Raw genomic sequence first — 14338 nt, 5'->3', positions numbered from 1 at the left:
ATTACCTGAACACGATGAGCGAGCTGAACATCGGCGAGCTGGGCTGCGCTTGGACGAGGTGCTCTCGGCCGCCGATCCCGGTGATGGCGACCGGCGGCAGGCGGCACGGCGGTTGCGCACCGAGTTCCAGGACACGAGGATCGCCGACCGGGGGGCGTGGACAGCGCCTCCGTCCTCGACCGCGTCGCCTATTTCCGTTATGCAGGAGTCCGGCGATCGGGGTAGAGACATTCGGATGGACGTCTCGACACACGCGATCAGATTGCTCGTGCCCGACGACTGGGCGCTGTTCCGGCGCGTCCGGATCGCGGCGCTGACCGACGCTCCGCAGTTCTTCGGCACCACCCTGGCCGAGGCGCAGGCCCGCACCGAGAGCGACTGGCGGCGCGCGCTGTCGGATCGGGCGCAGTTCGTCGCCGAGTCGGGCGGTGACGCGGTGGGGACGGTCGCGGGCATGCCCGACCCCGAACGCGGTGGCGTGCATGTGATCTCGATGTGGGTAGCGCCGCGGGCGCGGGGGACCGGTGTGTCGGACCGGCTGGTCCGCGCGGTGCTCGACTGGGCGGTCGCGGGTGGGCACGACGTCGTCCGCTTGGAGTTCGCCGAGCACAATTCCTTCGCCGAGCGGCTGTACCTGCGCCACGGCTTCGTGCGGACCGGGGGTGGTGGGCCGATCGCCCCGGGCGATCCGCGCCGGGAATTCGAGATGGAATGGCGGCCTCCGAGGTCCGGTTTGCCCGTGCATCCGCAGGGTATCCGGGCGGCGACGGCATCCGAGACGTCCGTCCCGCACCGCGACGCCGAGCACAGGAGACAGCCATGAACGATCGCAAACCCGCGGACAAGGGGACCGACGACGCTCCGGGCACCGCCGGTGGGTCCTCCGGGATCGGGCAGCCGTCCCACGGTGCGGCGGGCGCGGTGAGCGGTGCGGCCGGGACGAGCCGGAACGGGGACCCCACGGCGGACACGCCCGGCCAGGACCGCGGCGACGGCACGGGCACACCCGGTGCGGCACAGGTCCCCGAGGACGCGGCCGTGCAGGCCAGCGGCGCCGTCGGTGCCGCGCCGGAGCCCGAGACGGTGACCTCGGAGCAGGATCCGCGAGACGCGGGGGCGGAGTTCCGCGGTGCCGGTGCGGACGACGAATCAGAAGCGGTGACTTCGGCACAGGCCCCGGAGACTGCGGCTGCGGAGGCCGGTGGTACCGCGGGGAAGCGGGAGACCGTGAGTTCGCGTCCGGTGGGCGCGGCGGAGTCGGCCGCTGCGGGCGGCAAGACCGAGACGGTGAGTTCGGCGCAGATCTCGGAAGACGCGGCGGCGGAGTTCGGCGGTGCCGCCGGTACGGGCGGCGAGCCGGAGACGGTGGTTTCCGAGCAGGCCCCGGAGAGCGCGGCTGCGGAAGCGGTCTCCGCCGGCGCGGCAGCAACCACGGAGCCAGGATCCACCGCACGGCAGTCGGCCGAGGACGCCGACCGGCGGGAGACACCGATATCGGAGTCGGTTCGACGCGCCGCCGAGCGCGCCGAACAAGTCGAGGCGGAGGCCGCCGCGGCAGCCGAACGCGGCGCCGCGGGCATCCCCGGACCGGTGACCCGTCCGGGCCGCACACTGCTGGAGACGCTGCGCGACAAGCCGATTCTCGCCGCCATTCCCGCCTCCACCCTCGCGTTCATCCTCTGGCGCGCGTTCCGCCGGCGCTGACCCGCCCTCACACGCGACGTCGATAGACCTGCCGAGAACCGCCTTCCGGACCGGGAGCCGCGTCTTCCGCGGGATGGAAACCCATGCTCTGGTAGAACGCGCGCGCACCGCTGGCGATCGCGCCGGGATGATCAGGACCGAAGGTGACCACTTCGAGCGTGCCCGGGGCGGGGACGTACCGGCGGATCGCGTCCGCGATCAAGGTCCGCCCGATGCCGTGCCCGCGCGCTTGTTCCGCGACGACCAGCCAGCGCACCCGGTAGATCGGCGGCTTCGGCCCGAACAGGAGGCCGCCGAGCACCTCCGCGCCCGCGGACCGGGCGACGAGCGCCGTACCCCGCTCCACGTGCCGCAGCACGGCGGCACGGAATTCGGCGTCGTCGGCGGCCGCGCCGAACCAGTGCTCGACCTGACCCGCCAGTTCGGAGAAACCGGCGAGGTCGTCCTCCCGCGCAAGCCTGACAATCATCCGCGCCATCGTGACAGCATCGGCCGGCTCCGTCGACTCGGGGCGGTCTCAGCCGGTGCGCCGCCCGAGCGCGCCGTCGAGTTTGGTGAGGAATCGTCCGAGGTGAGGGTCGGTGTGGGGAAGGACAGCGCCCGCGATGCCCCACCAACGCTCGCCATCGAACTCGCCCGGGTCGAGGGCGTGGTAGTGGGTGCGGTCGCCACGGATGACGTACCAGAGGCTGACGTCCTCGTGGGGGTCGGAGCCGACCGTGGTGGTGACGGTGAGGAACAGCGGATCGGGTCCGATGACGTCGAACCGCGCCTGGATGCCGATCTCCTCGGCCGCTTCGCGCCGGGCGGTCTCGAGCGGATGCTCGCCGGGATCGACGTGCCCGCCGGTCGGCAGCCACAATCCGGAGCGGCGGTGCTCGCCCAGCAGCACCGCCCGCGCGTGCGGATCGACCAGGACGACATAGGAGACCAGATGCCGCGGCGGCGTGGCGGGCTTGATCCGCCGGAAGATGTCATGAGTCGACGCGAGCCAGGCGAGCGTCGTGTCGATGTGCTGCTGCTCGAGCCCGTCGAGCGGGACGATGTGGCGGACGATGTCGGCTACCACGGCGGAATGCACGGTACGGACTGTAGCGCCGGGCACCGACAGGTTTTCCGCTCGACGCGGGCTCTTTCGCAATTCGATCAGCGCGGCACCGAGGTGCGGCCCGGCGGCATAGCACCGGGCCGCTGACCACCTAGGGTCGCAGCACCGACACCAGGAATTCGGTCTGGTCGTAAACCGCCTTCTCGAAGACCTCGTCGAAATAGATGTCGAAATGCCCGGCGGGATAACGCTTCACCACCGCGTGCTTGGTGCGCTCGGCGGCGCGCAGCGCCGATTTCACCGGCGCCACGGAGTCGTCGTCGCACAGCGCGTACAGCACCGGCATCTTCAGGGCTTTCGCGCGTCGCCCCGGTGCGTCGAAGAGCGCGGAGAACGCCACTCGCGCAGCCACTTTCGGCTCGTAGGTCTCGCTCTCGTCGGTCAGCCTGCGGAAGCCGTCCGGCACATCGGGCGCGCTCATCAGCGCCGCGGCGCGCTTGCGTCCGGCGAGCCGGATCCCGATCGGCTTGCGCCGAATCGGCGCGAGCAGCAGATCGGCTGCGGCGATGGTGGCGACCTTGATGGAGCTGATCGGCCCCTTGGCCAGTGCCGAGGACAGACCGCTGGTGAACGGCACCTGCGCGACCACGGCCGCGAGGTAGGCGTCGTCCGGCGCGACCGACAGCACGTGACCGCCCCCGAAAGACGTGCCCCACAACGCGATCCGGGTCGCGTCGATGCCGCGCAGCGTGCGCGCGTACGCGATGGCGGCATGCCAGTCCGCGCGCTGGCGCCCGATGCTCAGCAGTTGGCGTGGTGTGCCCTGACTGGCACCGAAATGCCGATAGTCGAAAACCAGGACCGCTATTCCCGCGGCGGCGAATCGCCGCGCGTACCGATCCAGTCCCATTTCCCGATTGGCCCCCAGGCCGTGTCCCATCACCACTAGCGGGCGGGGTTTGGGTGCGCCGTCCGGGCGATATAGCCACGCCGCGCACTGTTCGCTTCCGGAGGGGAAGCCGACCTCGACACGTTCCATGGCCACCAACCGTACCCAGTATCCTGGGACGGCGGACGAGTTGGTCGGGCGGCCGCGGCGTCGGGAACGGGCACGGCAGTGCCGCCGCCCGGCGCCGAGGAAAGTCCGGACTCCACAGAGCAGGGCGGTTGTTAACGGCAACCCGGGGTGACCCGCGGGAAAGTGCCACAGAAAACAAACCGCCCACGGCCTCGCGGCCGTGGGTAAGGGTGAAACGGTGCGGTAAGAGCGCACCAGCGCCCCGGGTGACCGGGGCGGCTGGGTAAACCCCGCCCGGAGCAAGGTCGAAGGTCGCACCGTCCGCGGTGCGGCTGCGCAGGCGTTCGAGGGCTGCTCGCCCGAGCCTGCGGGTGGACCGCTCGAGGCACCCGGCGACGGAGTGCCCAGATGGATGGCCGCCCCCCGGCCCCAGGGCCGGGGACAGGATCCGGCTTACAGACCAACTCGTCCGCCCGCCGGGGCTGCTTCGCGCCCCTGCCCGAAGCCTCGGAGTTTCCGTGCCGCGGGAAATCGATCGGGTATGCGAAGCACGCCTGAAGGCCGGGGTCAGCACATGAGTTTGGCCATTTGGTAGATCGCCTTGGCTTCCTCGGCGCTGGGCTGGGTGGCGCCGCCCGCGCGCTTGGTGATGTTCTTGACGACGTCGTCCTCGGACTTACCCGCTTTGATGTCCCCGCAGGTCTCGGTCAGGATGCTCGCGATCTTCGCGTCGTCCTTGCCTTCGGCCAGCTTGGGAAACGCGCCGCGGAAGCTGACGAGGAACGCGCCCGCCTTCACGCTGTCGACCTGGGCGGCGGCCTGCGCCGCCGTCGTGGTGGCGGACGAGGTGGCGTCGCTGGTCTTGTCCTCGCCGCAACCGGTGAGGAGCAGGGCGAAGAGGGTGGCACTGGCCGCGATAGCGGCGGTAGTTCTTGTCACGAGGCGGCATGCTAGCGGGCTCTGACCACCGTCGCCTCCCGTGAGGTGAACGGGAGGCGACGAGTAGTGGGAAAAAGAATCGCGCGGTCAGACCGGGTTGATCACGAAAACCTGAGCCCAGTACGCGGCCTGCTCGGGGCCCAGCAGAGGCAACAGGTAGTCGTACAAAATCGATGACATAGGCGTGAAGCTCCCAAATTGTCGACGTGTGGGACATTTCCGAAGGCGCGGGCGAACCGGACGCCCGTCACGGCGGGCCACGTTAGCAGCGCGACCTCGCTCATGTCGCGCGGCCGGAATTTCCGTTGCCCGATTCGTTCGGAACTGGCCCTGAGCGTGATCGACGTCATAAAGTAGTCGCCGTTGGCAAGGCCCGATGCGGGGCAGCACCGGGCCCTTCGTTCTTCGATCGCGGGAAAGCAGGTCTCAATACATATGCGAGTAGTTCGCTCCATGGTCGCCGGCGCATTGGTCGCGGGCGCCGCTTCGATTTTTGCGGTGCTGGGTGCGGGTTCGGCGAGCGCGGTCGCGGTGACCCCGCTGCCGGGTGGGGTTCAGGTCGACCTGAGTCCCGCGGACACGGTATGGGTTCACCAGAACCACGTCGGCCTGGCTCTCGCCGGGCTGCCGCATCCGTCCGCCGCCTCCTTCGGCGAGGCGCTGGACGCCGCGGCTCAGGTGTCGTCCTCGGTCCCGGGTGGCCGGGTCACCTTCACCGTCTACGGGCCGTTCGACCAGTTGAACGGCACCATGCTGGCGCTGCAGTAGGACCGGCGCGCAAGCGTGGAACTCCACCAGCGGATCGTCTCGGCACCGATCGATTTCGGCGCCATACGATCGGAGTTCGGCCTGGCCTCGGCGTATCCCGCCGAGGCCAGCGCGGAGGCCCGCGACGCGGTGGACGCGTTCGCGGGCGACCGGGTCGATCGCACGGACATCCCGTTCGTGACGATCGACCCGCCCGGGGCCATGGATCTGGACCAGGCCCTGCATATCGAACGCACTCCCAGCGGTTTCACCGTGCATTACGCCATCGCCGATGTGGGTGCCGTGATCTACCCCGACGGCGCGCTCGCCAAAGAGTCCGGCGCGCGAGGGCAAACCTTCTATCTTCCCGACGGCACCGTTCCACTGCACCCGCCGGTGCTGTCGGAGAATTCCGCGAGCCTGCTTCCCGACCAGCCGCGTCCGGCCGCGCTGTGGACCATCGAGCTCGACGACCAAGCCGAACCGGTGCGGTTCTCGGTGGTCCGTGCGCTGGTGCGCTCCCGCGCCCGGCTCGACTACCTGCGCGTGCAGGCCGACGCGGAGTCCGGCAGCCTGCATCCCTCGATCGCGGCCCTGCCGGAATTCGGCACGCGGCGCATCGAGGCGGGGGTGGCGCGCGGCGCGATCGGGCTGCGGTTGCCCGCGCAAACCATCATCGAGGACGAGCACGCCGACGGGCACTGGCGGCTGGTGGTGGAACCGCGCACCGCCGCCGACGACTGGAACGAGCAGGTCTCGCTGCTCACCGGCATGTGCGCGGCGCGGATCATGCTGGACGGGGACGCGCCCGCCCGGGAGCGAGTCGCGCTGCTGCGCACCATGCCGCCCCCTTCCGAACCCGCGCTCGAGTCGATGCGCCGGACCGCGCAGGCGCTGGGCGTGGCCTGGTCCGCCGACGAACCGGTCGGGCAGATGCTGGCCCGGCTGGACCCCGGCACGCCCGCGGCGCTGGTGCTGATGTCCGAGGCGACCACCCTACTGCGCGGAGCGTCTTACACCGTGGTCGACGGCGCGGCCGGGGAGCCGCCCGGGCCCGACACCCTGCGGCACAGTGCGATCGGGGCCCCGTACGCGCACGTCACCGCCCCTTTGCGGCGGTTGTCGGACCGGTTCGCGACCGAGATCTGCCTCGCCCGCTGCGCGGGAGCCGAGGTGCCGCGCTGGGTGCGGGACGGGCTGACGGGCGCGGCCGACGCCATGCGGCGCAGCGACAGCGTCGCGGGCAAAATCGAGCGCGCCTGCATCGATCTGACCGAGTCGAGCGTGCTGGCGCGGCGGATCGGTGCGGAGTTCGACGCCGTCGTGGTGCGCGAGGCCAACGGCAACCGGCCGGCGGTGGTCTTCGTCGCCGACCCACCGGTGCTCGGGCCGTGCGTGGGAAAACCACCGGAAGGCGAGGCGGTGCGGGTGCGGCTGCTGTCGGCCGACCCGGCGGAGCGCAAAGTGTCCTTCACCTACCCTGCGTGAACGGGAGCGGCGCGCCGCCGGATCACCCCGTGATGACCTGTTCGAACACGGCGGCGGCGGTGGCCGGGTAGCGGCTCAGCTCACGCCCGGCCGCGGCGTCCTCCGCCGCCGCGAGAACCTCGTAGAGCCCGGCGTCCTCGCCTGCCGCTACCGCCTCGGTCGCCCGGTGCCGGATCGCGGCGTGCGATTCCACCGCGTCGCGGTGATCGCCGAGCACGGTTTGCAGCTTCTTGGCGCGGCTGCCGCGCTCGGCGGCCTCCTCGCCGAGCACCTGCTCCGCCGCCTCGCACGCGTACCGCAGCCGCTTGGCGCTCTTGCGGATGTCGTGCAGCAGTTCCACCCGTTCGCTCGGGTCGACGGTGGGCTCGGCGCGGACCAGGTTCTGCACCCGGTCGAGGTCGCGGCGCAACACTTCCCCGAAGACGTCCGTCGCGGACGCCGCGGCGCGGGAGTGGCGCAAGGGCGGATCGGTGCGCCATCCGGACAGTTCTTCCCGCAACGCGCGGTAACGCGCGTCGTCCAGCGCGGTCAGCACATCGTCGTGCGCCGCGCGATAACGATCCCGTTCGGCCTGCGCCAGACGCGCGGTGACGGCGTCGAGGGCGGCCGGGTCGGCGTGCTCGGCGTGCTCGGCCAGCAGCGCGGCGAACCGGTCGGCGCGCACCTCCGCGTCCCGCGCCGCGCCGAGCAATCCGGCCAGCCACTTGAGTTCCGCGCCCATCTCGGCGGCCGATTGCTTGACCAGCAGTTTGCCGTAGGACCGCAGCACGCTGCGCAGCCTGCGGGTGGCCACCCGCATCTGATGGACCGAATCCGGTGCGTCTGCCCGGACCTCGGGCTCGGCGGCCAAGAGCCGATCGATGTCCTCCCGCAGCGCGTCCACCAGTGCGTTCCCGGCCGTGAGCACCGTGCCCACCCCCGCTTTCGCGAATCGGTCGGTCGCTTCGACGAGGTGGTGCGTGATGCCGGGCTCGCTCGCCGCGTGCCCGGCGTCGTCGACGATGTGCAGGACCGAGCCCGGCCAGGCCCGGTGCAGCTCCCACGCGCTCACGGCCGGGCAGACGATGTCGTGGCGGCCTTGCACGATCACGGCGGGGATGTGCGAGATCACGCCGATGTCGCGCAACAGCTGGCCCTCGTCGAGGAACCCGCCGTGGCGGAAGTAGTGGTTCTCGATTCTGGCGAAGGCCAGCGCGAATCGCGGCTCGGAGGTCTCGGTCACCCGATCCGGTTGCGGCCGCAGCGAACTCGTCGCACCCTCCCAGCTGGACCAGGCGATCGCGGCGGTGCGCGCGATGTCTTCGTCGGGCGAGTGCAGCAGCCGGTGGTAGACCTCGACCAGATCCTGGTCGCGTTCGTCCTCGGGCACCGGCGCGAGGAACTTCTCCCACTCGTCCGGATAGACGTAGCCCGCGGCGCCGTTGTAGTACCAGTCGATTTCCTTGCGCCGCAACAGGAATATGCCGCGCAGCACCAATTCCGTCACCCGCTCGGGGTGCCGTTGCGCGTAGGCCAGCGCCAGCGTGGAACCCCACGAGCCGCCGAACACCTGCCAGCGGTCGATGCCGAGATGTTCGCGCAGCGCCTCGATGTCGGCGATCAGATGACCGGTGGTGTTGTGCTCCAGACTCGCGCCGTCGGCCAGGTGCGGGGTGGAGCGGCCGCAACCACGCTGGTCGAACAGCACGATGCGATAGGCGGCCGGATCGAAGAACTGCCGGTGGAACGGCGCGGTGCCGCCGCCCGGCCCGCCGTGCAGGAACACCACCGGTTTGCCGTCCGGATTGCCGCTGACTTCCCAGTAGACCGACTGGCCGTCGCCGACCGCCAGCATGCCGGAGGCGTAGGGCTCGATCGCGGGGTAGCGGGTACGCATCCGGCCGCCCGGCTCAGAACGCCAGACCAGAGGCCAGATCCGGGATGCCCAGCGCCTCCACGGCCTGCTGGCGCACGTCGGGGCAGGCCTTGATCGTGGCGCGGTCGACGATCGGCTTGTCGGCCAGTACCGCGGCGTTGATGCCGCCGTTGCGCAGCGCCCACTCGTGGACCAACGCGTTCAGGCCGATCTTGCCCAGGGTCCCGCCCTGGATTCGCCAGTTGGACAGCTCCGGCCGGATCATGTCGCACAGCTGGGTCGCGGCCGCGTCGGAGATCTCCGGGCTCGCCGGGGTGGTGCGGCCCGCGGTGGTGCCCGGCGTGGCGGTGGCCGACGCCGTGGTCGAACTCGAGCTGCCGGTGGGGGCCGGTCCCGAGTCGCTGCCGCAAGCGGTCAACGCCGCGGCGGCGAGAGCGCCCGCCACCAGCAGGGTGCTGCGTGAAATCCAACGGCTGTACGGCATGGGTACCTCTGGTCGTGTCGGTATTGTCGGCATCGAGTCTGCCATTGATTTCGCCGACCGGCCCGAACCGGCCGTTTTCGGTGGGAATAGCTCAGCGCAACCGCGCGCGCAGCTCGGACCGCGCGGTATGCACAAGTCACCGACGGGACGAAGAGTGTCGTCCAGGCTCGGTCCGCAACCGGCGCAGTTGATTCGGCAGGTGGAGCGCTGACTGCGCGCCTGAAGTCCTCCGCGCCGTCGGAGCTAGCGATCGACGCGGATCATCGGAAGCTCTGGTCGTACCTTTGCGATGGATTCGAAGTCGGCATCCGCGTGCAGGAGCGTCAGGTGGTGTTCGAGCGCGGTGAGAGCGATGACGATGTCCATCGGCGACGGCCCGCGATGGTGGCCGATTCGGATCAGGTCACGTTGCACCGCCAGCACGTGACGCCACGGATCGTCGAGCGCGGGATACCAGCCGAACGTACGGCCCAGCACCGCGAAGAACGGTTCGAAGTCCTTGCCCGACCGAACGGAGACCATGAGTTCGGCTTCGACGGGCGGGCAGACGGCGACGAGTCCTTGTGCCACTTGGCGCGGCCACGGGTCGTGCACCTGGCCACGGAGCAGCCGCCACACGGCCGAGGTGTCGGCGAGGTAGGTCAACGCCGGGACCGCTCCTCGCCCGCCAGCACGTCGAAGTCCAGGATCTCCTCGGCATTGGCCTGCAGCCAGGCCAAGCCGCGGGCGCGATCGTCCGCGGTCAGGCCCGCCGCGATGGCCAATGCCCGGTTTATCGTGTCACGCTTGGTTCGTGTGCCCAGCTGCTGCTGCGCGAACGCCAGTGCGCCGTCGTCGAGATCGACTATGGTCCGCGACATGGCTGCACCTCCCTTGATATACGGATATAAGCGAGTATATCAAGGGAGGTCGCGATCTCAGAAGCTGTGCTCCGGCCCCGGGAAGGTGCCCCGGCGCACTTCGTCGGCGTAGGCAGCGGCGGCAGCGCGCAATTCGTCGCCCACGTTGCCGAAACGTTTGACGAACTTCGCGGTCTTGCCACTGGTGTAGCCCGCCATGTCCTGCCAGACCAGCACCTGCGCGTCGGTGTCGGCGCCGGCGCCGATGCCGACCGTCGGAATGGTCAGCTTGCGAGTGACCTGCCCCGCCAGCTCCGCCGGGACCATCTCCATCACCACGGAGAACGCGCCCGCCTCCTGGACCGCGATGGCGTCGGCGATCAACTGCTCGGCGCCGTCGCCGCGCCCCTGCACCCGGAATCCGCCGAGGGTGTTCACGCTCTGCGGGGTGAAGCCGATGTGCGCCATGACCGGGATTCCCGCCGCGGTGACGAGCGCGATCTGCTCGGCGACCCGCTCGCCGCCCTCCAGCTTCACCGCGTGCGCCCCGCCCTCCTTCATGAACCTGGTCGCGGTGGCCAGCGCCTGCTGCGGGGAGGACTCGTAGGTGCCGAACGGCAGGTCGGCCACCACCAGCGCGTGCGGCGCGCCGCGCACCACGCCGCGCACCAGCGGGATGAGCTCGTCCACGGTGATCGGTACGGTGGTGTCGTAGCCGTACACGACGTTGGCCGCGGAATCGCCGACCAGCAGCACCGGGATGCCTGCTTCTTCGAACAGCCGCGCCGAGGAGTAGTCGTAGGCAGTCAGCATCGCCCAGCGTTCGCCATCGGCTTTCATCTGCTGCAAGTGGTGCACCCTGGTCTTGCGCACGACCTTCTTGGGCTCCGCGGGCGCCGCACCGTAGGCAGGGGTTTCCGAATCGGATACGGACATCATCGTCCCTTTCGTCTGTGTCGCCTCGGGGCCCGTCCGGGTCCCCGGGATTGTCTGACGAGAATCAGTGTGCCACCCGCCACCGAGCCGGATTAAGGCCGATGACCGGTGCAATTGGTCACAGCGCCGAAGTTTGCCCGGGGCGGTGCCCCCGGGTGCCCGGTGGCAATATCGGAGGCATGTCGACGGTTCGGAATGGGCGCGGTGCGCTCCCGGTGGCGGTGCTGGCGTCGGTCGCTGTCCTGATGTCGGGGTGCGTCGTCACCCGCACCGAATCGGGGCAGCCGACGACGGCGCCGCCCACCGGGTTGGAGAAGTTCTACGGCCAGACGGTGCAGTGGGGCGACTGCACCGGATTCGGCGGACCGGACGACCGGCTCCCGCCGAGCACCGAGTGCGCGCGGATCACCGTGCCGGTGGACTACGCGGCGCCCGACGGCGCGACCGCGCAGATCGCGATCTCCCGCACCCGGGCGACCGGGCGGCGGGTCGGTTCGCTGGTGATGAACCCGGGCGGGCCGGGGGAATCCGGTCTGGGCCTGTCGTCGCTCGGCAACAAGACCGAGCTGGCCGAGCGCTTCGACCGGATCGGCTTCGACCCGCGCGGCATCGGCTCCTCCCTGCCCGTGATCGTCTGCCAGACACCCCAGGAGCAGGACGCCGAGCGAGCCGAGCCGGAGGAGGACTACACCCCGGCGGGCATCGCCGACGCGGAGGCCGACAACCGCCGGTACGCGGACCGCTGCGCCGAGCGCACCGGCAAGGACTTCCTCGCCCATGTCGGCACCCGGGAGGTCGTGCAGGACCTCGACGTCATGCGTGCGGCGCTCGGGGACGAGAAGCTGACCTACGTCGGGTACTCCTACGGCACCAAGATCGGTTCGGCGTACGCGGAGAAGTTCCCCGACCGGGTGCGCGCCATGGTGCTGGACGGCGCCATCGACTCCTCACAGGATCCGGTGCAGGAGTCGCTGCGCCAGGCGGCGGGCTTCCAGAAGGTGTTCGACGCCTACGCCGCGGACTGCGCGCAACAGCCGGACTGCCCGCTGGGCTCGGATCCGGCGCAGGCGGTGGCGCGGTTCCGCGCGCTGGTGAACCCGCTGTGGGACAAGCCGGCGCAGACCACCGATCCGCGCGGGCTGACCTACGGTGACGCGCTCACCGGCGTACGCCAGGCGCTCTACACCGACGAGTTGTGGAAGGTGCTCACGCTCGGGCTGTCGGAGTTGCGGGACGGGCGCGGCGATACGTTGCTCGCGCTGGCCGACCTGTACGACGGCCGCCGCGACGACGGCACGTACACCAACACCACCGACGCGTTCAACGCGATCCGCTGCGTGGACGATCCGCGCATCACCGATCGCGCGGTGGCCGGCCGCCAGGACGCGGAATACCGCAAAGCGGCCCCGTTCCTGGACGACGGCCGCGGCACCGGCGCGGCGCCGCTGGAACTGTGCACCGCGTGGCCGGTGCCGAACACGAGCGAACCGCATCGCATCGCCGTGGCGGGCCTGCCGAAGACGGTGGTGGTCTCGACGACCGAGGACCCGGCGACGCCGTACCAGGCCGGAGTGGATCTGGCCGCGCAACTGGGCGCCGCGCTGATCACCTACCAGGGCAGCCGGCACACGGTGGCGCTGGCGGGTGGCGTGCCCTGTGTGGACGACGCGGTCATCGCCTATCTGGTCGATCTGACCGAACCTGCTCCCGGCCTCACCTGCTGAGGCCGCCGGGCACGGTTGCCGACCGGTGGCCCCGCGCGGGCGTTTCCGGAAAAAACTCACAAAGGGGACGATCCGGCTGTGCGGACTCTTCCGAAAAAATCCAGGTCAGCAATCTTAAGCGTGTATGTAACACGGATTTAACGCCGGATGCTTACGCTCGCGGGCATGGATCGCCAGAAGGAATTCGTGCTGCGGACGCTCGAAGAGCGGGACATCCGCTTCGTACGTCTCTGGTTCACCGACGTCTTGGGCTACCTGAAGTCCGTCGCCATCGCACCCGCCGAGCTGGAAGGCGCGTTCGAAGAGGGTATCGGATTCGACGGATCGGCCATCGAGGGCTTCGCCCGGGTCTCGGAGGCCGACATGGTCGCCCGGCCGGATCCGTCGACTTTCCAGGTGCTGCCGTGGGCCACCAGCAAGGGGCACCAGCACTCCGCGCGCATGTTCTGCGACATCACCATGCCGGACGGCTCGCCGTCCTGGGCCGACCCGCGCCACGTGCTGCGCCGCCAGCTGAACAAGGCAGGCGACGTCGGCTTCAGCTGCTACGTGCACCCCGAGATCGAGTTCTTCCTGCTGGAGAACGGAACGCGGGACGGTGCCCCGATCCCCGCCGACAGCGGCGGCTTCTTCGACCAGGCGGTACACGATTCGGCGCCGAACTTCCGCCGCCACGCGATCGACGCGCTGGAGTCCATGGGCATCTCGGTGGAGTTCAGCCACCACGAGGGCGCACCGGGCCAGCAGGAAATCGACCTGCGCTACGCCGACGCGCTGTCCATGGCCGACAACGTGATGACCTTCCGCTACCTGATCAAGGAAGTGGCCATCGACGAGGGCGTGCGCGCGACCTTCATGCCCAAGCCGTTCGCCCAGTACCCGGGCTCGGCGATGCACACCCACATGAGCCTGTTCGAGGGCGAGACCAACGCCTTCCACGACCCGGACGACCCGATGAACCTGTCGGAGACGGCGCGGGCGTTCATCGCGGGCATTCTCGAGCACGCCCCGGAGATCAGCGCGGTAACCAATCAGTGGGTGAACTCCTACAAGCGCCTGATCCACGGCGGGGAGGCCCCCACGGCCGCCTCGTGGGGCCGGTCCAACCGCTCCGCGCTGGTGCGTGTGCCGATGTACACGCCGAACAAGTCGTCCTCGCGTCGCGTCGAGATCCGCAGCCCCGATTCCGCGTGCAACCCCTACCTGGCCTTCGCCGTGCTGCTCGCGGCCGGTCTGCGGGGCATCGAGAAGGGCTACACGCTGCCGCCGGAGGCCGAGGACGACGTGTGGTCGCTGACCGTCGCGGAGCGGCGCGCGATGGGCTTCCGCGAGTTGCCCGGCACCCTGGACGAGGCGCTGCAGGCGATGGAGCGCTCCGAACTGGTCGCCGAGACCCTCGGTGAGCACGTGTTCGACTTCTTCCTGCGCAACAAGCGCCGGGAATGGGCGGACTACCGCAGTCAGGTCACGCCGTTCGAGCTGAAGGAATACCTGGGGCTGTAATCCGAGTGATGCCCCGGGGGAGCGTGCCCCCGGTCGCGGCCGGGTAATTTGAG

General features: G+C 70.1%; 15 protein-coding genes, 1 other RNA gene and 1 pseudogene. 7 read left to right on the top strand and 10 right to left on the bottom strand.

Annotation, left to right across the window (positions count from 1 at the left end):
- The first annotated feature begins 235 nt into the window (after positions 1-235).
- Entirely contained in the window at positions 236-823 is a 588-nt protein-coding gene (locus ABZ552_RS20850; RefSeq protein ID WP_357439121.1) for a GNAT family N-acetyltransferase, read from the top strand.
- Positions 820-1704, top strand: a complete 885-nt coding sequence (locus tag ABZ552_RS20845; protein ID WP_357439119.1) for a hypothetical protein — start codon at positions 820-822, stop codon at positions 1702-1704. The genes ABZ552_RS20850 and ABZ552_RS20845 overlap by 4 nt, the downstream gene beginning before the upstream one ends.
- A gap of 7 nt (positions 1705-1711) precedes the next feature.
- On the opposite strand, the gene ABZ552_RS20840 is transcribed toward ABZ552_RS20845, so the two are convergent.
- From ABZ552_RS20840 to ABZ552_RS20830, 3 genes are all read right to left on the bottom strand, one after another.
- Entirely contained in the window at positions 1712-2173 is a 462-nt protein-coding gene (locus ABZ552_RS20840) for a GNAT family N-acetyltransferase (protein WP_281874704.1), read from the bottom strand.
- Positions 2174-2221: 48 nt separating this feature from the next.
- On the bottom strand, positions 2222-2785 hold the full coding sequence (locus tag ABZ552_RS20835; RefSeq protein ID WP_357439116.1) for an NUDIX domain-containing protein: 564 nt from the start codon (positions 2783-2785) through the stop codon (positions 2222-2224).
- A gap of 118 nt (positions 2786-2903) precedes the next feature.
- Positions 2904-3791, bottom strand: a complete 888-nt coding sequence (locus tag ABZ552_RS20830; RefSeq protein WP_357439113.1) for an alpha/beta fold hydrolase — start codon at positions 3789-3791, stop codon at positions 2904-2906.
- A 36-nt stretch (positions 3792-3827) separates the two neighbouring features.
- On the opposite strand from ABZ552_RS20830, the gene rnpB reads away from it, so the two are divergent.
- Positions 3828-4242, top strand: an RNA gene (rnpB, locus tag ABZ552_RS20825) — RNase P RNA component class A.
- 95 nt (positions 4243-4337) lie between these two features.
- Here the strand turns inward: rnpB and ABZ552_RS20820 are convergent.
- Entirely contained in the window at positions 4338-4709 is a 372-nt protein-coding gene (locus ABZ552_RS20820; RefSeq protein WP_281874701.1) for a hypothetical protein, read from the bottom strand.
- Between the two features lie 435 nt (positions 4710-5144).
- Here ABZ552_RS20820 and ABZ552_RS20815 point away from each other — a divergent pair, with 435 nt between their 5' ends.
- Both ABZ552_RS20815 and ABZ552_RS20810 read left to right on the top strand, forming a co-directional pair.
- Positions 5145-5477, top strand: coding sequence for a hypothetical protein (locus tag ABZ552_RS20815; protein ID WP_281874700.1), 333 nt, complete (start codon positions 5145-5147; stop codon positions 5475-5477).
- Between the two features lie 15 nt (positions 5478-5492).
- The gene (locus tag ABZ552_RS20810; protein ID WP_281874699.1) at positions 5493-6944 is read left to right on the top strand and encodes an RNB domain-containing ribonuclease; all 1452 of its coding nucleotides are present in this window, start codon (positions 5493-5495) and stop codon (positions 6942-6944) included.
- A gap of 22 nt (positions 6945-6966) precedes the next feature.
- Here ABZ552_RS20810 and ABZ552_RS20805 read toward each other — a convergent pair whose 3' ends face one another.
- From ABZ552_RS20805 to panB, 6 genes and pseudogenes are all read right to left on the bottom strand, one after another.
- The gene (locus tag ABZ552_RS20805) at positions 6967-7827 is read right to left on the bottom strand and encodes a CHAD domain-containing protein (protein ID WP_357439287.1); all 861 of its coding nucleotides are present in this window, start codon (positions 7825-7827) and stop codon (positions 6967-6969) included.
- Between the two features lie 45 nt (positions 7828-7872).
- Positions 7873-8820, bottom strand: a pseudogene (pip, locus tag ABZ552_RS20800) (prolyl aminopeptidase); the annotation flags it as partial.
- Between the two features lie 13 nt (positions 8821-8833).
- Positions 8834-9283 carry a hypothetical protein gene (locus tag ABZ552_RS20795; protein WP_281874698.1) on the bottom strand — a complete coding sequence of 150 codons (450 nt, stop codon included), beginning with the start codon at positions 9281-9283 and terminating at the stop codon, positions 8834-8836.
- Positions 9284-9526: 243 nt separating this feature from the next.
- Positions 9527-9928 carry a PIN domain nuclease gene (locus tag ABZ552_RS20790; RefSeq protein ID WP_281874697.1) on the bottom strand — a complete coding sequence of 134 codons (402 nt, stop codon included), beginning with the start codon at positions 9926-9928 and terminating at the stop codon, positions 9527-9529.
- A complete protein-coding gene (locus ABZ552_RS20785; protein WP_159840266.1) occupies positions 9925-10143 on the bottom strand; it encodes a DUF2191 domain-containing protein in 219 nt (72 codons plus the stop codon). Before ABZ552_RS20785 ends, ABZ552_RS20790 begins: the two co-directional genes overlap by 4 nt.
- Before the next feature lie 57 nt (positions 10144-10200).
- Positions 10201-11058 (bottom strand): 3-methyl-2-oxobutanoate hydroxymethyltransferase, encoded by an 858-nt coding sequence (panB, locus tag ABZ552_RS20780; protein ID WP_281874696.1) that lies wholly within the window; start codon positions 11056-11058, stop codon positions 10201-10203.
- Positions 11059-11303: 245 nt separating this feature from the next.
- On the opposite strand from panB, the gene ABZ552_RS20775 reads away from it, so the two are divergent.
- Both ABZ552_RS20775 and glnA read left to right on the top strand, forming a co-directional pair.
- Positions 11304-12782 carry an alpha/beta hydrolase gene (locus ABZ552_RS20775; RefSeq protein ID WP_281881088.1) on the top strand — a complete coding sequence of 493 codons (1479 nt, stop codon included), beginning with the start codon at positions 11304-11306 and terminating at the stop codon, positions 12780-12782.
- A gap of 165 nt (positions 12783-12947) precedes the next feature.
- Positions 12948-14285, top strand: a complete 1338-nt coding sequence (gene glnA, locus ABZ552_RS20770; protein WP_159840268.1) for a type I glutamate--ammonia ligase — start codon at positions 12948-12950, stop codon at positions 14283-14285.
- Positions 14286-14338 lie beyond the last annotated feature (53 nt).

The sequence above is a fragment of the Nocardia sp. NPDC019219 genome (assembly GCF_040632645.1).
Taxonomy (GTDB): domain Bacteria; phylum Actinomycetota; class Actinomycetes; order Mycobacteriales; family Mycobacteriaceae; genus Nocardia; species Nocardia sputorum.
Note: the sequence above shows the minus strand (reverse complement) of the source record. Positions and strands in the feature narration are given on the sequence as shown.